Annotated in this window: 20 protein-coding genes; 9 read left to right on the top strand and 11 right to left on the bottom strand. The window is 71.6% G+C overall.

Going from position 1 to position 17,825, the window contains the following annotated elements; genetic code table 11:
• Genes AC07AG_RS32335 through argC form a run of 4 tightly spaced genes read right to left on the bottom strand, consistent with a single transcriptional unit; the run spans position 1 to position 4,320 of the window.
• Positions 1 to 1,209, bottom strand: a complete 1,209-nt coding sequence (locus AC07AG_RS32335) for an acetylornithine transaminase (protein WP_478759669.1) — start codon at positions 1,207 to 1,209, stop codon at positions 1 to 3.
• Complete coding sequence (argB, locus tag AC07AG_RS32330; RefSeq protein WP_478759668.1) at positions 1,206 to 2,144, bottom strand: acetylglutamate kinase; 939 nt, start codon at positions 2,142 to 2,144, stop codon at positions 1,206 to 1,208. The genes AC07AG_RS32335 and argB overlap by 4 nt, the downstream gene beginning before the upstream one ends.
• Complete coding sequence (gene argJ, locus AC07AG_RS32325) at positions 2,141 to 3,295, bottom strand: bifunctional glutamate N-acetyltransferase/amino-acid acetyltransferase ArgJ (RefSeq protein ID WP_478759667.1); 1,155 nt, start codon at positions 3,293 to 3,295, stop codon at positions 2,141 to 2,143. The genes argB and argJ overlap by 4 nt, the downstream gene beginning before the upstream one ends.
• Positions 3,292 to 4,320 (bottom strand): N-acetyl-gamma-glutamyl-phosphate reductase, encoded by a 1,029-nt coding sequence (argC, locus tag AC07AG_RS32320; protein WP_478759666.1) that lies wholly within the window; start codon positions 4,318 to 4,320, stop codon positions 3,292 to 3,294. Before argC ends, argJ begins: the two co-directional genes overlap by 4 nt.
• 148 nt (positions 4,321 to 4,468) lie before the next feature.
• Here argC and AC07AG_RS32315 point away from each other — a divergent pair, with 148 nt between their 5' ends.
• From AC07AG_RS32315 to AC07AG_RS32295, 5 genes are all read left to right on the top strand, one after another.
• Positions 4,469 to 4,693, top strand: coding sequence for a hypothetical protein (locus AC07AG_RS32315; RefSeq protein WP_478759665.1), 225 nt, complete (start codon positions 4,469 to 4,471; stop codon positions 4,691 to 4,693).
• A gap of 130 nt (positions 4,694 to 4,823) precedes the next feature.
• Positions 4,824 to 5,297: a VOC family protein gene (locus AC07AG_RS32310; RefSeq protein WP_478759664.1), complete on the top strand. Its 474-nt coding sequence runs from the start codon at positions 4,824 to 4,826 to the stop codon at positions 5,295 to 5,297.
• A gap of 120 nt (positions 5,298 to 5,417) precedes the next feature.
• The gene (locus tag AC07AG_RS32305; protein ID WP_478759663.1) at positions 5,418 to 6,404 is read left to right on the top strand and encodes an aldo/keto reductase; all 987 of its coding nucleotides are present in this window, start codon (positions 5,418 to 5,420) and stop codon (positions 6,402 to 6,404) included.
• Positions 6,405 to 6,482: 78 nt separating this feature from the next.
• Positions 6,483 to 7,076, top strand: coding sequence for a GrpB family protein (locus AC07AG_RS32300; RefSeq protein WP_478759662.1), 594 nt, complete (start codon positions 6,483 to 6,485; stop codon positions 7,074 to 7,076).
• Entirely contained in the window at positions 7,073 to 7,516 is a 444-nt protein-coding gene (locus tag AC07AG_RS32295; protein WP_478759661.1) for a DUF6314 family protein, read from the top strand. The genes AC07AG_RS32300 and AC07AG_RS32295 overlap by 4 nt, the downstream gene beginning before the upstream one ends.
• Before the next feature lie 89 nt (positions 7,517 to 7,605).
• Here the strand turns inward: AC07AG_RS32295 and AC07AG_RS32290 are convergent, their stop codons facing one another.
• The 3 genes from AC07AG_RS32290 to AC07AG_RS32280 all read right to left on the bottom strand — a co-directional run bounded on the left by AC07AG_RS32290 (position 7,606) and on the right by AC07AG_RS32280 (position 10,294).
• Entirely contained in the window at positions 7,606 to 8,214 is a 609-nt protein-coding gene (locus AC07AG_RS32290; protein ID WP_478759660.1) for a histidine phosphatase family protein, read from the bottom strand.
• Positions 8,215 to 8,295: 81 nt separating this feature from the next.
• A complete protein-coding gene (locus AC07AG_RS32285; RefSeq protein WP_478759659.1) occupies positions 8,296 to 8,736 on the bottom strand; it encodes a GNAT family N-acetyltransferase in 441 nt (146 codons plus the stop codon).
• 112 nt (positions 8,737 to 8,848) lie between these two features.
• Complete coding sequence (locus AC07AG_RS32280; protein WP_478759658.1) at positions 8,849 to 10,294, bottom strand: aminotransferase-like domain-containing protein; 1,446 nt, start codon at positions 10,292 to 10,294, stop codon at positions 8,849 to 8,851.
• Between AC07AG_RS32280 and AC07AG_RS32275 the strand changes: the two genes are divergently transcribed.
• Entirely contained in the window at positions 10,293 to 11,258 is a 966-nt protein-coding gene (locus AC07AG_RS32275) for a DMT family transporter (protein WP_478759657.1), read from the top strand. The two genes, AC07AG_RS32280 and AC07AG_RS32275, sit on opposite strands and share 2 nt — an antisense overlap.
• A gap of 91 nt (positions 11,259 to 11,349) precedes the next feature.
• Positions 11,350 to 11,544 carry a DUF1918 domain-containing protein gene (locus AC07AG_RS32270; RefSeq protein ID WP_344528111.1) on the top strand — a complete coding sequence of 65 codons (195 nt, stop codon included), beginning with the start codon at positions 11,350 to 11,352 and terminating at the stop codon, positions 11,542 to 11,544.
• A 19-nt stretch (positions 11,545 to 11,563) separates the two neighbouring features.
• Here the strand turns inward: AC07AG_RS32270 and AC07AG_RS32265 are convergent, their stop codons facing one another.
• Entirely contained in the window at positions 11,564 to 12,796 is a 1,233-nt protein-coding gene (locus tag AC07AG_RS32265; RefSeq protein WP_478759656.1) for a glycoside hydrolase family 10-like protein, read from the bottom strand.
• Between the two features lie 179 nt (positions 12,797 to 12,975).
• Here AC07AG_RS32265 and AC07AG_RS32260 point away from each other — a divergent pair, with 179 nt between their 5' ends.
• The gene (locus AC07AG_RS32260) at positions 12,976 to 13,836 is read left to right on the top strand and encodes a 3-hydroxybutyryl-CoA dehydrogenase (protein ID WP_249591035.1); all 861 of its coding nucleotides are present in this window, start codon (positions 12,976 to 12,978) and stop codon (positions 13,834 to 13,836) included.
• A 208-nt stretch (positions 13,837 to 14,044) separates the two neighbouring features.
• Complete coding sequence (locus AC07AG_RS32255) at positions 14,045 to 14,302, top strand: hypothetical protein (protein ID WP_478759655.1); 258 nt, start codon at positions 14,045 to 14,047, stop codon at positions 14,300 to 14,302.
• Here AC07AG_RS32255 and AC07AG_RS32250 read toward each other — a convergent pair.
• The 3 genes from AC07AG_RS32250 to AC07AG_RS32240 form a co-directional block, all read right to left on the bottom strand.
• Positions 14,299 to 14,841: an NUDIX hydrolase gene (locus tag AC07AG_RS32250; protein ID WP_478759654.1), complete on the bottom strand. Its 543-nt coding sequence runs from the start codon at positions 14,839 to 14,841 to the stop codon at positions 14,299 to 14,301. The genes AC07AG_RS32255 and AC07AG_RS32250 overlap by 4 nt on opposite strands.
• Before the next feature lie 124 nt (positions 14,842 to 14,965).
• A complete protein-coding gene (locus tag AC07AG_RS32245) occupies positions 14,966 to 16,315 on the bottom strand; it encodes a transcriptional regulator (RefSeq protein WP_478759653.1) in 1,350 nt (449 codons plus the stop codon).
• A 268-nt stretch (positions 16,316 to 16,583) separates the two neighbouring features.
• Positions 16,584 to 17,729 (bottom strand): PP2C family protein-serine/threonine phosphatase, encoded by a 1,146-nt coding sequence (locus AC07AG_RS32240; RefSeq protein ID WP_478759652.1) that lies wholly within the window; start codon positions 17,727 to 17,729, stop codon positions 16,584 to 16,586.
• Positions 17,730 to 17,825 lie beyond the last annotated feature (96 nt).

Below are 17,825 nucleotides of genomic sequence, written 5' to 3'. Positions count from 1 at the left end.
TCATTCTCCGGATCGTCCGTCCCCGTTGGCCGCGGTGGCCTGGTCAAGCACGCCGGGCAGGGCCCGGAGGAACGCGTCCACCTCGTCGTCGCGCACGTTCAGCGGCGGCATGAGCCGTACGACATCGGGGGCGGGCGCGTTCACCAGGAAGCCGGCGTCCTGAGCCGCCTGCTGCGCCTGGGGCGCGAGCGGCTCGGTGAGCACGATACCCAGCAGCAGGCCCGCACCCCGGACATGGCCCACGAGCGGGTGTCCGAGTGACTCGATTCCGTCACGCAGCTTCTCGCTCGCCCGCTTCACGTTCTCCAGGAGTCCCTCGGCCTCGATCGTGTCGAGTACCGCGAGTCCCGCGGCGCATGCCACGGGGTTCCCGCCGAACGTCGTTCCGTGGTGACCGGGCTTGAGGAGCTCCGCCGCGGCGCCGAACGCGACCGTCGCGCCGAGCGGCAGACCGCCGCCGAGTCCCTTCGCGAGCGTGACGACGTCGGGCTCGACGCCCTCGTGCGCGAGGTACTCGAACCAGTGGCCGGTGCGGCCGATTCCGGTCTGCACCTCGTCGAGGACGAGGAGGGTCCCGGTGGCCGCGGTGATCTCCCGGGCCGCCTTCAGGTAGCCGACGGGCGGCACGACCACGCCGTTCTCGCCCTGGATGGGCTCGATGACGACGAGGGCGGTCTCTTCCGTGACCGCTGCCCGCAGCGCATCCGCGTCGCCGTACGGCACGTGCGTGACGTCGCCGGGCAGGGGCAGGAACGGCTCCTGCTTCCCGGGCTGGCCGGTGAGGGCGAGCGCCCCCATGGTGCGGCCGTGGAAGCCGCCGTCCGTGGCGACCATGTGCGAACGCCCGGTCAGGCGGCCGATCTTGAAGGCGCCTTCGTTGGCCTCGGCGCCGGAGTTGCAGAAGTACACCCGGCCCGAGCGCCCGAAGAGCTGGAGCAGCCGCTCGGCGAGCGCGACCGGCGGCTCGGCGATGAAGAGGTTCGACACGTGGCCGAGGGACGCGATCTGGGTACTGACCGCCTGGACGACCGCCGGGTGGGCGTGGCCGAGCGCGTTGACCGCGATGCCGCCGACGAAGTCGACGTACTCCTTGCCGTCGGCGTCCCACAGCTTGCTGCCCGCGCCGCGGACGAGGGGCAGCCTGGGGGTGCCGTAGTTGTCCATCAGCGCGTCCTGCCAGCGCTGGGTCAGCTCCTCGTTGCCGGTCATGCCGCTTCCCCCTCTGTCGCGTTGTCGGGTACGTCAGGGGCGTCCGGCACGACCATCGTGCCGATGCCCTCGTCCGTGAAGATCTCCAGCAGGATCGAGTGCTGGACCCGTCCGTCGATCACTCGGGCCGTCTCGACGCCGTTGCGCACGGCGTGCAGACAGCCCTCCATCTTCGGGACCATGCCGCTGGCCAGCTCGGGAAGGAGCTTCTCCAGCTCCTTCGCGGTCAGGCGGCTGATCACCTCGTCGCTGTTCGGCCAGTCCTCGTAGAGGCCCTCGACGTCCGTGAGGACCATCAGGGTCTCTGCGTCCAGCGCAGCCGCAAGTGCCGCAGCCGCCGTATCAGCATTGACGTTGTAGACATGGTGGTCGTCCTGGGAGCGTGCGATCGAGGAGACGACCGGGATGCGGCCGTCGGCGAGCAGGGCCTCGATGGCGCCGGTGTCGATCTCGGTGATCTCGCCGACCCGGCCGATGTCGACCAACTCGCCCTCGATGCGGGGCTGGTGCTTGGTGGCGGTGATGGTGTGCGCGTCCTCGCCGGTGAGGCCGACGGCGAGCGGGCCGTGCTGGTTGAGCAGGCCGACGAGCTCGCGCTGGACCTGTCCTGCGAGCACCATGCGTACGACGTCCATGGCGTCCTCGGTCGTGACCCGCAGGCCCGCCTTGAACTCGCTGACGATGCCGTGCCGGTCCAGGGCCGCGCTGATCTGCGGTCCGCCGCCGTGCACGACGACGGGCTTGAGGCCCGCGTGGTGCAGGAAGACGACGTCCTGGGCGAAGGCCGCCTTCAGCTCCTCGTCCACCATGGCGTTGCCGCCGAACTTGATGACGACGGTCTTGCCGCGGTGCCGGGTCAGCCAGGGCAGCGCCTCGATGAGGATCTGCGCCTTGGGGAGCGCGGTGTGCTTCCGCGCGGTCGGGTTGCCGCTCATGACGCGTACGCGCTGTTCTCGTGGACGTAGTCGGCGGTGAGGTCGTTGGCCCAGATCACGACCGGCTCGGTGGTGCCCGCCGCCAGATCCGCGGTGATCTTGATCTCCCGGTACCGCATGTCGACGAGGTCGCGGTCCTCGCCCACGCTGCCGTTCTTGCAGACCCAGACGCCGTTGATGGCGACGTTCAGCTGGTCGGGCTCGAAGGCGGCCTTCGTGGTGCCGATGGCGGAGAGCACCCGGCCCCAGTTGGGGTCCTCGCCGTGCAGGGCGCACTTGAGGAGGTTGTTGCGGGCGATGGAGCGGCCCACCTCGACGGCGTCGTCCTCTGATGCGGCGTTGACCACCTCGATCCGGATGTCCTTGCTCGCGCCCTCGGCGTCGCCGATGAGCTGACGCGCGAGGTCGTCGCAGACGGTGCGGACGGCCTCGGCGAACTCGGCGTACTCCGGGGAGACCTGAGCGGCGCCGGAGGCCAGCAGGAGCACCGTGTCGTTCGTCGACATGCAGCCGTCGGAGTCGACCCGGTCGAAGGTGACCTTCGTGGCGTCGCGCAGCGCCTTGTCCAGGACACCGGCTTCGAGGTCGGCGTCCGTGGTGAGGACGACGAGCATCGTGGCGAGTCCGGGGGCGAGCATGCCCGCGCCCTTCGCCATGCCGCCGACCGTCCAGCCGTCCCGCGTGACCACGGCGGTCTTGTGCACGCTGTCGGTGGTCTTGATGGCGATGGCGGCCTTCTCGCCGCCGTGCGCGGAGAGTTCGCCCGCCGCGCTCTCGACGCCCGGCAGGAGCTTGTCCATGGGGAGCGTGACGCCGATGAGTCCCGTCGACGCGACGGCGACCTCGCCCGCGTTCAGGTCGAGTGTCTCGGCGACCTTCTCGGCGGTGGCATGCGTGTCCTGGAAGCCCTGCGGGCCCGTACAGGCGTTGGCGCCACCGGAGTTGAGGACGACGGCCGAGACGAGCCCGCCCTTGACGACCTGCTCCGACCAGAGGACGGGGGCGGCCTTGACGCGGTTGGAGGTGAAGACGCCCGCGGCGGCCAGGCGGGGCCCGGTGTTGACCACGAGGGCCAGGTCCGGGTTGCCGTTCTCCTTGATCCCGGCGGCGATGCCCGCCGCCGTGAATCCCTTAGCTGCCGTCACACTCACGGCGCGACTCCGATCGTTGTGAGCCCGGTGGCCTCGTCGAGGCCGAGGGCGATGTTCATGCTCTGCAGGGCGCCGCCCGCGGTGCCCTTGGTCAGGTTGTCGATGGCGCTGATCACGATGACGCGGCCCGCCGCCTGGTCGTACGCGACCTGGATCTGCACGGCGTTCGAGCCGTACACGGCGGAGGTCGCGGGCCACTGCCCCTCGGGGAGCAGGTGCACGAACGGTTCGTCCGCGTAGGCCTTCTCGTACGCGGCCCGCAGGGACTCGGCACTGACGCCGTCCGTCGCCTTCGCGCTGCACGTGGCGAGGATGCCGCGCGGCATCGGGGCCAGGGTGGGCGTGAAGGAGACGGTGACGGGGGTGCCCGCCGCGGCGGACAGGTTCTGGATCATCTCCGGGGTGTGCCGGTGCACGCCTCCCACGCCGTACGGCGACATGGAGCCCATGACCTCGGAGCCGAGCAGGTGCGGCTTGGCCGCCTTGCCCGCGCCCGAGGTCCCGGAAGCGGCGACGATCACCGCCTCGGCCTCGGCGAGCCCGACGGCGTACGCGGGGAAGAGTGCGAGCGAGACGGCAGTCGGATAGCAGCCGGGCACCGCGATGCGCTTGGCCCCTTCCAGCGCCGCGCGACCGCCCGGCAGTTCGGGCAGGCCGTAGGGCCAGGTCCCGGCGTGCTCGCTGCCGTAGAACTTCTCCCAGTCGGCCGCGTCCTTGAGCCGGAAGTCGGCGCCCATGTCGACGACCAGGACGTCCGGTCCGAGCTGCTCGGCGACGGCGGCGGACTGGCCGTGGGGCAGGGCGAGGAACACGACGTCGTGACCGGCGAGGGCCTCGGCGGTGGTCGGCTCCAGGACGCGGTCGGCGAGCGGCATCAGGTGCGGCTGCAGCGCGCCCAGGCGCTGGCCCGCGTTCGAGTTGCCGGTCAGGGCGCCGATCTCCACCTCGGGGTGGACGAGCAGCAGGCGCAGCAATTCACCGCCCGCGTACCCGCTCGCTCCTGCCACTGCTGCACGTACCGCCATGGAACCCTCCTCTTGGAGAGCATGACTATACGCAACGCCGCAGTTTTATGCAACGAATGGATAGCTCGTTCGGCGCTCCCAGCAGGTCCGCCCCCGCCTGTCGGTGCGCTACTGGAAAGCGACCGGCACGGCGAGCGAAGGAGCAGCGATGGGCAAGAAGCGACCGGATCGCGATGGAGCGGACGCCTCCACGGGCGACAGCTACGTATCGGGCGAGGGCGCCCGCTGGATCGGGAACACGAATGCACCGCCGGAGAGGAGGCAGCCCGCCGACAAGGAGGCGACCGGCTCCGACGCCGTCGAGGAAGCCGGGCCGGACGACGGCGGCAAGTCGTCCGATGACAGCCCGCCCGGCGGCCGACCGGCGCGATGAGTTTCGGCAGCCGACCCGCGATGAGTTTCGGCGGGGGCGGGGGTCTCTACAGGCAGACGAGGGCCACTACGGGCACACAGCCCTGAGCACGGCCCGCCCACCCGAGCTCCGCCGACGGCAGGAGAGAGTCATGCCCCGCATCACGCCCACCCTCTGGTTCGACACCCAGGGCGAGGACGCCGCCGCGTTCTACGTCTCCGTCTTCCCCAACTCGAAGATCACGGACGTGGCCCACTACGGAGAGGCCGGGCCGCGCCCCGCCGGGACCGTGATGACCGTCGAGTTCGAGCTCGACGGCCAGCCGTACCTGGCGCTCAACGGCGGCCCCGAGTTCACCTTCAACGAAGCGGTCTCCCTCACGATCGACTGCGCCGACCAGGAGGAAGTCGACCACTACTGGACCAAGCTCTCCGAAGGCGGCCAGGAGGGTCCCTGCGGCTGGCTCAAGGACAAGTTCGGGCTCTCCTGGCAGGTCGCCCCCGCCGACCTGGGCAAGCTCCTGTCCGACCCCGACCAGGCGCGGGCCCAGCGCGCCATGGCGGCCATGCTCGGCATGAAGAAGATCGACGTGGCGGCGCTGTACGCGGCGGCGGACCAGAAGTAGGCACGGCGGCACCACGAGGCCAAGTCCCGCCGAAATGGTTTGACTTGGAGTCGACTCCAGCTCCTAGGGTCGGAGCCGTCCGCCCGCACAGGGCACACGGCTCCACCTGGAGGTACCGCCATGACCAGCATTCCCACGCGCCGTCTCGGAGCACTGACCGTCTCGGCCCAGGGACTCGGCTGCATGGGGATGAGTCACGCGTACGGCGCCTCGGACGACGCCCAGTCGATCGCGACGATCCACCGTGCCCTCGATCTCGGCGTCAGCCTGCTCGACACCTCCGACTTCTACGGCGGGGGCCACAACGAGGAGCTGATCGGCCGCGCGCTCGCAGGCCGGCGCGAGCAGGCCGTCGTCGCCACGAAGTTCGGCTTCGCCAACCGGCTCGGCGAGCCCACGAAGATCAGGGGCGACGCGGCGTACGTACGACAGGCGTGCGACGCCTCGCTGCGGCGCCTCGGGACCGACCACATCGACCTCTACTACCTGCACCGCGTCGACCAGGACGTGCCGATCGAGGAGACCGTCGGCGCGATGGCCGAGCTCGTCGAGGCCGGGAAGGTGCGCCACATCGGGCTCTCCGAGGCGAGCGCGCGGACGATCCGGCGGGCGCACGCGGTGCATCCGATCGCCGCGCTGCAGAGCGAGTGGTCGCTGTGGACGCGTGACCTGGAGGCACAGATCGCACCGGTCTGCCGGGAGCTCGGCATCGGTCTGGTGCCGTTCTCGCCGCTCGGCCGCGGCTTCCTGACCGGGCGCTACACCTCGGTCGCCGGGCTCCAGGAGGGCGACATGCGGCGTCAGCAGCCGCGGTTCGCCGACGGGAACCTGGAGCGGAACCTGCCCATCGTGACCGCCCTCGACGCGCTCGCCGACGAGAAGGGCGTCACCGCGGGCCAGCTCGCGCTTGCCTGGGTGCAGCACCGCGGCGACGACGTGGTGCCGATCCCGGGCACGCGCCGGGAGAAGTACCTCACGGAGAACCTGGGCGCGCTCGCGATCGAGCTCTCCGCCGAGGAGCTCGCGGCGATCGACGCGGTGGCGCCGGCGGGTGCGGTCGCGGGAACCCGGTACGACGAGGGCAGTCTCTCGTTCGTCGACAAGTAGACATCGGTGGCAGGCAGGCACCGGCAGCAGGCATCGCCGGGACCGGCTGCCGGGGCCCTGCCGCGTAGCCTGCGGGGCATGCCCTTTCCGGATGAAGCAGCCGAAGCCCTGGTCGTGGTGGAGTACCGACCGTCGTGGCCGACGGACTTCGCGCGTCTGGCCTCGGTCCTGAGGGACGCCCTCGGGGACCTCGCGGTCGCCGCCGACCATGTCGGTTCGACGTCCGTGCCGGGGCCGGCCGCGAAGGACTGCGTGGACGTGCAGGTGCGGGTGGGCTCGCTCGACGAGCGGCGCCTTGTCCCGGCGCTCACCGCGATCGGCTTCCGGCTGAGGCCCGAGCCGTGGAACCACTCCGAGGTCTCGGCGGGCCACCGCTGTCCCAAGCTGGTCTTCGCCCCGCGGCCCGGCGCCCGCCGCTGCAACGTCCATCTGCGGGAGGACGGCCGCCCCAACGCCCGCTACGCCCTGCTGTTCCGCGACTACCTGCGCGCGAACGGCACGGCACGCGAGGCGTGGGGAGCCTTCAAGCAGCGGCTCGCGCTGAGCGTGCCGGCGCGGCTCTCCGACTACGGCCAGATCAAGGCCCCGGCGACCGATGTGCTGATGGAGGGCGCCGAGCGATGGGCGGCCGAGACAGGGTGGGAAGCCACCACCGGGTGGGAGGCGCGATGAACGAGGCGCTTCACGGCGTACCGGATGTCCTCGCCTACCTCGCCGGGGCATGGCACGTGGAGCGGACGGCACGGGATGTCGCCGGCAACGCGGAGGGCCACTTCACGGGCACGACGGTGTTCACATGGGACGGCGACGGCCTCCTGCACCACGAGTCCGGCACCTTCACCTGGCGCGGCACCGCCCGGCCCGCCGAACGCACCCTCCGCTTCCTGCCCGGCGACAACCCGGCCACCGCGCACGTCACCTTCGCCGACGGCCGCCCCTTCCACGACCTGGACCTGCGCACCGGCAGACACACCGCCGACCATCCGTGCGCGCTCGACCTCTACCGGGGCGAGTTCGAGGTGTACGACGAGCGGCGCTGGCGGATGCGGTGGCGGGTCGCGGGCCCCGCCAAGGACCTGATCCTCACTACCGCGTACACACGGCAGGAGTGATCAGCCGCACGACAGGCGTGATCCGCTCCGGTGCCCGGCATTCGACGGCTCGCGTGACTCGGCGAATGCCCGCGCTCCGCACCCCTTGTTCACGGACCGCCGGACCCGAGCGCCCCGGCCCCCTCGCCCTCGGCGGCGATCCGCAGGTTCCAGCGGCCGCCGTGGCCGGTGAGGGTGACCGTCGACAGGGGGCGGACGTCGATGTTCCAGTACGTCGACGGGGGCGCCTTCAGGGCATAGACGAGGGCCGCGCGGACGACGGAGGGCTCGGCCACGGCGAGGATCCGTGCGCCGTCGCCGACGGGGCGCGTGTCCAGCCAGCCGCCGATCCGCGAGATGAAGGCGAGGAGCGACTCGCCTCCGTGCGGCGCCGAGCGCGGATCCCGCAGCCAGGCGTCGACGGCGGCAGGTTCGCTCGCCGTCACGTCGCCGAGGGTCAGACCGCGCCAGCGCCCCATGTCGCAGTCCCGCAGGGCGGGCTGGGCCAGGGGCGCGAAGCCGAGGGCGTCGCCGGTGGCGCGGCTGCGCGGCGTGGGTGAGCAGTAGCGCAGTTCGGCCACGCCGAGCGGCAGCAGCGCGGGCGCGGCGCGCTGCACCTCGTGCCAGCCCGACTGGTCCAGCGGCCGGTCGTCGTCGAAGCGCTCGGCGAGCAGCGAGCCGCTTCGCGCGGCGGCGATGAGCGAGACGCGAACCTGCATGCGGTGATCGTGGAGTGCGCGGCTGCCCAGGTCAAGGCTTCACGGAGAGTCCGCACACGGCCCTGACGACCGGCGAATCGCTCACTGCAGGCCGAGCGCCATCCACTTCGCCGGGTCTTCGAGAGCGCTGAACCCGACCTTCTCGTACACCCCGTGCGCATCGGCCGTAGCCAGCAGAATCCGGCGCAGACCGCACGGCTCCAGGTGCTCCCGGACGGCCGCGACCAGCGCGCTCCCGAAGCCCTTTCCGCGCACGGAGCGGTCCACGTACACATCGCAGAGCCAGGCGAAGGTCGCCTGGTCCGTCACCACGCGTGCGTAGGCGACCTGCTCGCCGGAAGCTGAGTCGTAGATCCCGAAGTTGAGCGATCCGGCGATGGCCCGGTCCTGCTTCTCGCGGGATCTGCCCATCGCCCAGTACGCGTCGGTGGAGAGCCACTGGTGGATGCGGGCTGCGTCGAGGCGGGCGGCGTCGGTGGAGATCTCGTACCCGGCGGGCAGCGGGTGAGGTGCGTCGGTCATGGCCGCAAGGCTCGCAGGCGCCCCGCGGGACCGTCGAGCGGATTTCACCTGGTGGGACCGCAGGGTGGATGGCAGGTGCGATGGCAGGGTGCGGTGGCAGGGCCTGCCCGCCTCACCCCGCGGTCCCGCCCACCTCGTCGTACGCCCCCCGAAGCCTGCGCACGCCCTCGCCGATCTCCCCCACCCCCGCGACCGCGGCGAAGCTCAACCGCAGGTACGCCGCCGGGGGTTCGGCCGCGAAGTACGGGCGGCCGGGGGCCACCGCGACGCCCGCGCGCAGGGCCGCGCCCACCACGTCCGCCTCGTTCGTGCCGTCGGGCAGGCGCAGCCACAGGAGGTAGCCGCCCGCGGGGATGTGCGGCAGGGCGAGGTCGGGGAGCTCCAGGCGCAGGGCCGCCGCCATCGCGTCCCTGCGGTCCTTCAACTCGCCCGCCACGCGCCGCAGATGGCGCGGCCAGGCCGGGGATCCGACCAGTTCGAGCGCCGCCTCCTGGAGGGGCCTCGGCACGAAGAAGTGGTCGACGACCTGGATCGCGCGCAGCCGCTCCAGGACCGGTCCGCGCGCGGCGAGCGCGCTCACCCGGAAGCTCGGCGATGTGGCCTTGGTGAGCGAGCAGACGTGCACGACGACGCCGTCGGGGTCGTCCGACTGCAGCGGCCTGGGCAGCGGGCCCGCGTCCTCGTGGACGAGGCGGCGCACGAAGTCGTCCTCGATGACGAAGGCCCCGGCCTCACGCGCGATGCGCAGCACCTCCGGGCGGCGCTCCGCCGAGAGCACGGCCCCCGTCGGGTTCTGGAACAGCGGCTGGCAGACGAACACCCGCGCCCCGGTGGCCTTGAACGCCGCCGCGAGCAGCTGGGGGCGTACGCCGTCCACGTCGACCGGCACCGGGACCGGCCGAAGCCCCGCCGCGCGGGCGATCGCCAGCATGCCGGGATACGTCGGCGACTCGACGAGGACCGGCGAGCCGGGCGGGGCAAGGGCACGCAGTGCCGTGGTGAGCGCGCTCTGGCCGCCCGCGGTGATCAGCACCTCGGCGGCCGTGATCGCGCCGCCGATGCCCCGCGCGAACCACTCCCGCAGCTCGGGGAGCCCGTCGACCGGGGGCCTGCCCCATGCGCCTGGCCGCCGACCCGCCCGTGCGAGAGCCGCCGCCATCGCGCGCTCGGGCTGCAGCGAGGGGTGCAGATAGCCGCCGTTGAACTCGATGATGCCGGGCGGCGGCGCCGCGAGCGTGACCAGGACCCCGGAGGCGTCCACCGCGCGCGGCACCAGCTCCGTCGCCGCGTCCGCGCTCAGCGCCACCTCCTGCCACGAGGTGTCCCCCGCGGGCGCGGCGGCGGCCTGCGGTTCGGCGCGGAAGACACCGGCGCCGGGCCGTGTGACGACAAGGCCCTCGGCGGCCAGCTGCCCCAGGGCCCGCGACACGGTCACCGGGCTCACCCTGAACCGGTCGACCAGCGCCCGGCTCGACGGCAGCTTTCCACCAGGTGAGTAGCGGTCCAGCTCACTCCGCAACTGCTTTGCCAACTCGGCCACACTGCTACTCTCTTGCATGACAGCACAGGATAGCGCTACTCGCCCGAGTCGGATAGCAGTCACCCTTCCCGCGGGCCCGCGGGAAGCCGCGAGCACCCGACGGGCCGCGCCCCCGCACAACAGCTCCCGCCGCAGCGGCACCGTCATGGCCGCACTCGGCGTCACCGCCTTCTCGCTCACCTTCCCCTCCACCGCCTGGGGCCTCGAAGGCATCGGCCCCTGGTCGTTCGTGGCCCTGCGCTGCGTCCTGAGCGCGGTCATCGCGGGCGGCGCCCTGCTCGCCCTGCGCGTCCCGCTGCCCGCCCGCCGCCACTGGGCGGGGCTCGCGGTCGTCGCCGCCGGAGTCGTCGTCGGCTTCCCGCTGCTCACCACGCTCGCCCTGCAGACCTCCACCACGGCCCACGCGGCCGTGGTCGTCGGACTGCTCCCGCTGACGACCGCCGTGTTCTCGGCGCTGCGCACCGGGGCACGGCCCTCGCGGATGTTCTGGGCCGCCGCCCTCTCCGGCGCGGCCGCGGTGATCGCGTTCACCGTCCAGCAGAGCGGCGGCGCCCTGTCGACCGCCGACCTGTACCTCTTCGCCTCGCTCCTCATCTGCGCGGCCGGCTACACCGAGGGCGGTCGCCTCGCCCGTGAGATGCCGGGCTGGCAGGTCATCGGCTGGGCGCTCGTCCTGTGCCTGCCGCTCGCCGTGGCGGGGGCAGCCATCGCCCTGCAGTCCGAGCCCTTCCGGCTCACCGGGCACAGCACCACCGGACTGCTCTACTCCGCCATCGGCTCGCAGTTCCTCGGCCTGGTCGTCTGGTACCGCGGCATGGCGGCGATCGGCGTCCCCAAGGCGAGCCAGCTCCAGCTCGCGCAGCCGCTGCTCACCCTGGTCTGGTCGGTGTTCCTGCTCGGCGAGCACCTCACGCCCGCCGCGCCGCTGACCGCCGCAGCCGTCCTCGTGTGCATCGCGGTCACCCAACGGGCACGCGGCTAGACGCCGACGGCCAGGCCCCAGGTCCCGCCACCCGACGTAGACTTGCCGCCACGGATCGCAACCGCAGGGTGGGACGAGGAGGTCGCTCCAGATGCGTGCAACCGTAGGCGACAAGCTGGTGGTCCACGGCAGGGTCGTCGGGCAGCACGACCGGATCGCGGAGGTCGTCGAGGTGCTCGGCACGGACGGCGGACCGCCGTACCGCGTGCGCCTCGAGGACGGCCACGAGACGGTCATGTCGCCGGGCCCCGACACCGTCGTACGGCACCAGGACCCGGCTCAGTAGCTCCCGGCCGGGAACAGGATCAGCGTGGTGGCCTGGCCCGCTGCTGATAGTGGTCGGCGACCACCCGGGCCATCGCGCCGATCTTGTCCACGCCCACTTCCTTCGCCGAGAAGTACACGTGCCCGCGCGCCTGCGGGAAGCTCTTGGCGTACGTGAGGTGGCGGGACAGCTCGGCGGGGTCCTGCCAGGCCGCGGGCTGAGCGGGGTCGCCCGCCTTGTAGAGGGCCTCCCCCACGTACAGACGCACGCCCGTGTCCTTGACGGCATCGGCCCACCAGGGCAGCAGCTTGCCGTAGTCGGCGACGGCGAAGCCGATGTTCCAGTAGAGCTGCGGGCAGATGTAGTCGAGCCAGCCCTTCTTGACCCAGCCGCGCGTGTCGGCGTGCAGGTTGTCGTAGGTCTGCACGCCGGCCTGGGTGTCCGAACCGAGCGGATCGGTCGAGGCGTTGCGCCAGACCCCGAAGGGGCTGATCCCGAACTGCACGTGCTTGCGGACCTTCTTGATCCGCGTCCTCATCTCGCGCACCAGGCGGTCGATGTTGTCGCGCCGCCAGGCCGCCCGGTCCGCGAAGCCGCCGCCGTAGCGCGCGAAGGCGTCGTCGTCGTCGAAGACCTGCCCGGCGACCGGATACGGGTAGAAGTAGTCGTCCCAGTGCACCGCGTCGACGGCGTAGTGGCGCACGGCGTCGAGCATCGCGTCCTGGACGAAGCGCCGCACCTCGGGCAGGCCCGGGTTGTAGTAGAGCTTCCCGCCATAGGGCACCACCCAGTCGGGGTGCAGCCGCGCGGGGTGCGTCGGGACCAGGCGCGAGGGGTCCGTGTGGTTGGCGATGCGGAAGGGGTTGAACCAGGCGTGCAGCTCAAGGCCCCTGCGGTGCGCCTCCGCCACGGCGGTGCCCAGCGGGTCCCAGCCGGGGTGCTTGCCCTGCACGCCGGTGAGGCACTCCGCCCACGGCTCGTACGGCGAGGGCCACAACGCGTCGGCGGTGGGGCGCACTTGGAACATCACGGCGTTCAGCCGGCGCCGTACGGCCGTGTCGAGATGGCCGATCAGTTCGGCGCGCTGCTCGGCCGGGGCGAGGCCGGGCTTCGACGGCCAGTCGCGGTTGGCGACGGTCGCCAGCCACATGCCCCGCAGCTCGCGCCGCGAAGGGGCCCGCTCGGGCACGGCCGCCGCGTCCCCCGCGGCTGTGAGCCCCGCCACCATCGCGGCTGCCGCAATCGTGAAACCTCGGCGTGACATACGCCTCATCCGCTCGCCCCCTGGCCTGTATATCCGCCGGAACCGCTGCTTGTACCGGACAGCATGCCCGACCCGGCACGTCATGCACCTGAGGTTCCGGAGTAACGTTCACCGCTGGGGCAGACACCGCAACCGTACGGAGGGCTGCCCTCCCGTTGATCAGCGAAAGGCACGAGGTGACCGACTCTATGCCCGACATCGCACGCGTCGGAGTAGTGGGCTGCGGCCAGATGGGCGCCGGGATCGCGGAGGTCTGCGCCCGCTCCGGACTCGATGTGAAGGTCGCGGAGACCACCGGCGAGGCCCTGGAGATCGGCCGCACCCGGCTCTACAACTCCCTCTCCAAGGCCGCCGAACGCGGCAAGATCTCGGAGGAGGAGCGCGACGAGACGCTCGCCCGTCTGAGCTTCACGACCGACCTCGGGGAGTTCTCCGACCGCGACCTCGTGATCGAGGCGGTCGTCGAGAACGAGGCGGTCAAGACCGAGATCTTCCAGGTACTCGACCAGGTGGTGACCCGGCAGGACGCGATCCTCGCCTCCAACACCTCGTCCATCCCGCTGGTGAAGCTGGCCGTCGCCACCTCCCGCCCCGACGCGGTCATCGGCATCCACTTCTTCAACCCGGCCCCGGTGCAGCAGCTCGTCGAGCTGATCCCCGCGCTGACGACGTCCGAGGGGACGATCAGCCGCGCGCAGTCGATGGTCGAGAAGGTGCTCGGCAAGCACGCGATCCGTGCCCAGGACCGCTCGGGCTTCGTGGTCAACGCGCTGCTCATCCCGTATCTGCTCTCCGCGATCCGGATGTTCGAGTCGGGCATCGCAAGCCGCGAGGACATCGACAACGGCATGGAGCTCGGCTGCGCCCACCCGATGGGCCCGCTCAAGCTCGCCGACCTGATCGGTCTCGACACCGTCGCCTCGGTGGCGGACAGCATGTACGCCGAGTACAAGGAGCCGCTGTACGCCGCGCCCCCGCTGCTCCAGCGGATGGTGGACGCGGGCCGGCTCGGCCGCAAGTCCGGCTCGGGCTTCTACCCGTACGCCTGACACACCTGGCACGGGTCACACTGGCACCCGGAACTTCGCACCGCACGCGGGCCCGGCACTCGATCGAGTGCCGGGCCCGCGGCGTTCACACACCGTGTGCGCCCTGGGCTCGCATATGCCCTTCGCACACTCTCCCGCCCTGGCCACCAGGCGAGTTGACTTTCCGTGCGCACCAGGGGGGTTGACAGCTACAGAAAGGAACGGACTTGTGACCGCCGACCCCGAAACTCGCGTGGTCCCCGAAGAACTCGCCGAGTTACGCCGCAGCTTGGACGTGGGCCTCGCCCGCGTCGACGGACAGCTGGCGTTGCTCACCCAACATGACGAACAGAGCGTCAAGAGCCAGGACGAACTGACCGTGAGGATCACGGCACTCGAGCACACACGTTGGCCGCTGCCCGCCCTACTCGCCCTGACGGCGGTTGGTGCGCTCGCCGTGGCAGTCTGGCAGGCCATCGGCCGTTAGTGCGCGTCCTGGCCCAGACGGAGGTGGTGCAGGAGGAGTAGCGCGGCCGCCATATTGGCGGCCGGTACTTCACCGCGGGCCACCATGTCAGGGACGAGTTTGAGTGGGACCCATTCACGGCGGTCGGACTCGAAGTCGTCCTCGGGATGACCGATGTAGGTGCACTCATCCGACCAGTAGATGTGGTGCTTGGCGTCGGTGAGCCCATTGGACGGCTCGACACTCATCAGGTGTCGTAACGGGCCCGGCCGCCAGCCGGTCTCTTCCTCCATTTCCCTTGCGGCCGCGTACGCGATGTCCTCACCGTCCTCGACGACTCCCGCCGCCAGTTCCCAGCCCCAGCTGTCGGTGATGAAGCGGTGCCGCCACAGCAGCAGCACCTCGTTGGCGTCATTGACGACGGTGGCCACGGCGACGGGCCGCAGCCGTATCAGGAAGTGGTCCAGGTGCCGGCCGTCGGGCAATTCCACATCTGCCAGATTGACCGTGAACCATCGGTTTCCATACACAGTTTGTTCGCTTTGTTTCGTCCACTGCACGGTTCTGCCACCTTCCGCCGAGTAGATGGCAATATCGCAGCAGGAGGGTGTTCAGAGCAGCGTGTGGACGACGCCGGAGTTCAGCGCTCGCCGTGAGTCGTCGCAGGCGTACGCGCGGTGCGCATCACAGGGGCACGCGCAGCGCCCCGTCGATGAGTTCGGCCGCCTCGGCCGTGCCCGCGCAGTCGCTGCGCACCAGATGTTCCCGCACGGCCCGCAGCCGGTCGCGCAGCCGTTGGGACTCCATTCCCCGTGCCTGTTCTGCCATTTCCACCGCCGTGGCCACGGCCTCGTCGGTGTTTCCCTGGCGCAGTTCGATCTGGCTGAGCATGGCGAGCCGATGCACCCGGCCCCGGTCGTGAGCCGGCGTGTCCACCGCCGCCGCCGCGTGCTCGTACGCTCCCGCGAGGTCGCCGAGGCTGAGCAGCGCCTCCGCCACTTGCACATTGACGAGTCCGGGCTGGACATAGCCGGTCTCGTCCGGCTCGCGCCCACGCCGGATGCGGTCCGCCGCGCCTTCCGCACGCCGGATGCAGGACAGCGCACTGCTGCCGTCGCCCAGGTGCGCGTACGACTTGGCCTGCATGGCGTAGAGATCGGAGGCCAGGGCCGGGGTGAGCTCGCGCCCCGCGGCGCGCAGCGCGGCCTCCGCGAAGGCCACCGCCTGGCGGTACTCGCGCATGAACAGGGATTGATTGACCAGGAGCGCGATGACGTAGGCGCCAAGTCCGCGGTCGCCACTGGCCTTTGCCAGGCGCAGGGCCTGGTGGAAGTAGCGCTGGGCCAGGCCGTGCGCGTCCGAGTCGTAGGCACAGATGCCCGCTATGGCCACCAACCCGCCCGTGGATCTGTGCAGTTGCCGCCCCGTCTCGTCCGTGTAACTGCCGCGCAGCAGGGGCGCGGCCTCGGCGTTGAGGAAGCCGACGATGCGGGTGCGGGTCGCGATGCCGCCGGTCTTGCGGTACATCTGCTCGTAGTGGGCGCGGGCCGCGCGCATCATGTCGATGTCGGCCGTGCTGACCGGATGCCTGCCGCCGCGCGAGACGTCCACGTCCTCCGGCGGGTTCTCCCACTCCCAGACGGGCATCACCGCGGGCGTTCCCGTGACGGCGGGGGCGCCGAGAAGATGCGGGCGCTGCTGTTCGTCGGAGCGCCACAGCGCGGTGGCCCTCTCCACGAAGCCGGACAGCGTCGAGGCCGCGGAGCCCGCTCCCGCGACCGGCAGGCCCGGCACTCCGAGGCCGATGTCGTCCAGGGTCACGGTGCGCTGGAGCCGCCCCGCGAGGACCTCGCAGATCAGGTCGGGCACCTGGCCCCGCGGGCGCTGCCCCTTCAACCACCGGGAGACGGCGGTGTGTTCGTAGCGCAGGGCGAGGCCGCGCCTCTTCCCTGCCTGATTGACGTGGGCGGCCAGGCCCGCGTGGGAGATGCCCGCCTCGTCGAGGATCGCGTCGAGCAGGGTATTGGGCTGCATGGAGGCCCTCCGGTGGCTCGGTGTGGCCAGCGTAGTAGAGGTGACTTCACACGGGGTGTGAACGGAACGCCCGAATCCGGGGGGTGTGCGCTCTGCCGTCGCCACTCCTGTCCCGCTTGACTGAGATTCCTCACAAGGAGGCCGGCCGGGCCGCCGGCTCCCCCTCGAAAAGTGCGGCGGCCCTCACTGGCGCCGCCCGCCCCGCTGTCTGCCCGACAACTCCAAGGCGGGAACGGGCGGCGCATGGCCGGTGGAGGTCGACGGTGCGTCACGTCATGGTGCTTTCCCGGCGCACCGTCTCCCCCTGCTGGTGGGGCACCCTCCGGCGGTCGTTGCGCAGGACGAGCAGCGCGGCGTCATCGGTGGGCAACCGCCCGGTGTGACGCAGGAGTTGGGCGTACACCGCGCGGATCACGGTCTGGGGCGCGACCGGCGGGACCCGCACCGCTTCGGTGAGCGCCGCCTGGAGCGGAAAGAACCGTCCGGCCGCGTCCCGCGCGTCCTCCATGCCGTCCGTGTGCAGCACGAGCCCCTCCCCCGGAAGGAGGGATCCGCAGTGCAGTACGGACAGTTCGGCGGGGAGCGGGAAGGGACCGAGCGGCGGCAGCGGTTCCCCGCCGGCGACCGGCTCGGCGTGCCCGCTCAGGCGGTGCGGCCAGGGGTGGCCGCAGTTGAGCGCGGTCATCTCGCCGTCCGGGCCGATCTCCATCAGGAGTACGGTGACGAACTCCTCGGCCGGCGGGCTGTCCGCCGGTGCGCCGCCGCCCGCCGGATGCTCGGCCCGCGAACGCTCCCGCAGATGACGTTCCAGGGCGCGCTCCAACTTCCTGAGCACGTGCGGCAGTTCCGGCTCTTCGTACGCGGCCTCGCGGAAGCTTCCGAGCACGGCGGCGGCCGTGCTGATGGCGGTCAGGCCGTGCCCGCGCACATCGCCCATGACGACGCGGACGCCGTGGTCGGTGGCCGCCACCTCGTACAGATCGCCGCCGACGGAGGCACCACGTGACGCGGAGAGCCGCCCGGCCGCGACCGTGAGGCCCTCGACGCGCGGTGGCAGCGGGCGGAGCAGGGCATTCTGCGCGACGCCCGCGATCTGGCGGAGCTGCCGCAGCTCCCGCAGCAGCGTGCCGTGCACATGCAATATCAGACCGGTGCCGACGGCGAAGAAGACCGCGCTGGTGACGATCCGCGCCTCGAGGCCGTTCTGCTGGGCGAGCGGGCAGACCAGTTTGTACGTGACGGCTGCCGCGCCCCACGCCGCGGGAAGGCCGAGCGAGAGGACGCGCCGGATCCGCGGCGGATCCACACGGAACTCCTTCGCCCCGGCCCTCGCCCGGAGCCTGGCCCGGAGCCTGGTCCGGCCCCTCCCCCGGAGCAGCCTCCGGCGGGGAGCCCCAGCCCTGATACGGATCATGCCGACGGCCCCCCTAAGGCCCTGTTCAGCGTGCAGGCCGCGCGGTCCGTACAGATCACGGCCCCTGCGGCCGGACTGATTCTGTCGACCGCCTGG

Source organism: Streptomyces sp. NPDC044044, assembly GCF_056434405.1.
This window is presented reverse-complemented; position numbering and strand designations above follow the sequence as displayed.

Coding starts and splice junctions, on each gene's coding strand:
- AC07AG_RS32280 (WP_478759658.1), bottom strand. CDS start 10,294: ATGCAAGAGAGTAGCAGTGTGGCCGAGTTGGCAAAGCAGTTGCGGAGT.
- AC07AG_RS32270 (WP_344528111.1), top strand. CDS start 11,350: ATGCGTGCAACCGTAGGCGACAAGCTGGTGGTCCACGGCAGGGTCGTC.
- AC07AG_RS32300 (WP_478759662.1), top strand. CDS start 6,483: ATGCCCTTTCCGGATGAAGCAGCCGAAGCCCTGGTCGTGGTGGAGTAC.
- AC07AG_RS32275 (WP_478759657.1), top strand. CDS start 10,293: ATGACAGCACAGGATAGCGCTACTCGCCCGAGTCGGATAGCAGTCACC.
- AC07AG_RS32290 (WP_478759660.1), bottom strand. CDS start 8,214: ATGCAGGTTCGCGTCTCGCTCATCGCCGCCGCGCGAAGCGGCTCGCTG.
- AC07AG_RS32245 (WP_478759653.1), bottom strand. CDS start 16,315: ATGCAGCCCAATACCCTGCTCGACGCGATCCTCGACGAGGCGGGCATC.
- AC07AG_RS32240 (WP_478759652.1), bottom strand. CDS start 17,729: ATGATCCGTATCAGGGCTGGGGCTCCCCGCCGGAGGCTGCTCCGGGGG.
- argC (WP_478759666.1), bottom strand. CDS start 4,320: ATGGCGGTACGTGCAGCAGTGGCAGGAGCGAGCGGGTACGCGGGCGGT.
- AC07AG_RS32285 (WP_478759659.1), bottom strand. CDS start 8,736: ATGACCGACGCACCTCACCCGCTGCCCGCCGGGTACGAGATCTCCACC.
- argB (WP_478759668.1), bottom strand. CDS start 2,144: ATGAGCGGCAACCCGACCGCGCGGAAGCACACCGCGCTCCCCAAGGCG.
- AC07AG_RS32265 (WP_478759656.1), bottom strand. CDS start 12,796: ATGAGGCGTATGTCACGCCGAGGTTTCACGATTGCGGCAGCCGCGATG.
- AC07AG_RS32305 (WP_478759663.1), top strand. CDS start 5,418: ATGACCAGCATTCCCACGCGCCGTCTCGGAGCACTGACCGTCTCGGCC.
- AC07AG_RS32335 (WP_478759669.1), bottom strand. CDS start 1,209: ATGACCGGCAACGAGGAGCTGACCCAGCGCTGGCAGGACGCGCTGATG.
- AC07AG_RS32260 (WP_249591035.1), top strand. CDS start 12,976: ATGCCCGACATCGCACGCGTCGGAGTAGTGGGCTGCGGCCAGATGGGC.
- AC07AG_RS32315 (WP_478759665.1), top strand. CDS start 4,469: ATGGGCAAGAAGCGACCGGATCGCGATGGAGCGGACGCCTCCACGGGC.
- AC07AG_RS32310 (WP_478759664.1), top strand. CDS start 4,824: ATGCCCCGCATCACGCCCACCCTCTGGTTCGACACCCAGGGCGAGGAC.
- AC07AG_RS32295 (WP_478759661.1), top strand. CDS start 7,073: ATGAACGAGGCGCTTCACGGCGTACCGGATGTCCTCGCCTACCTCGCC.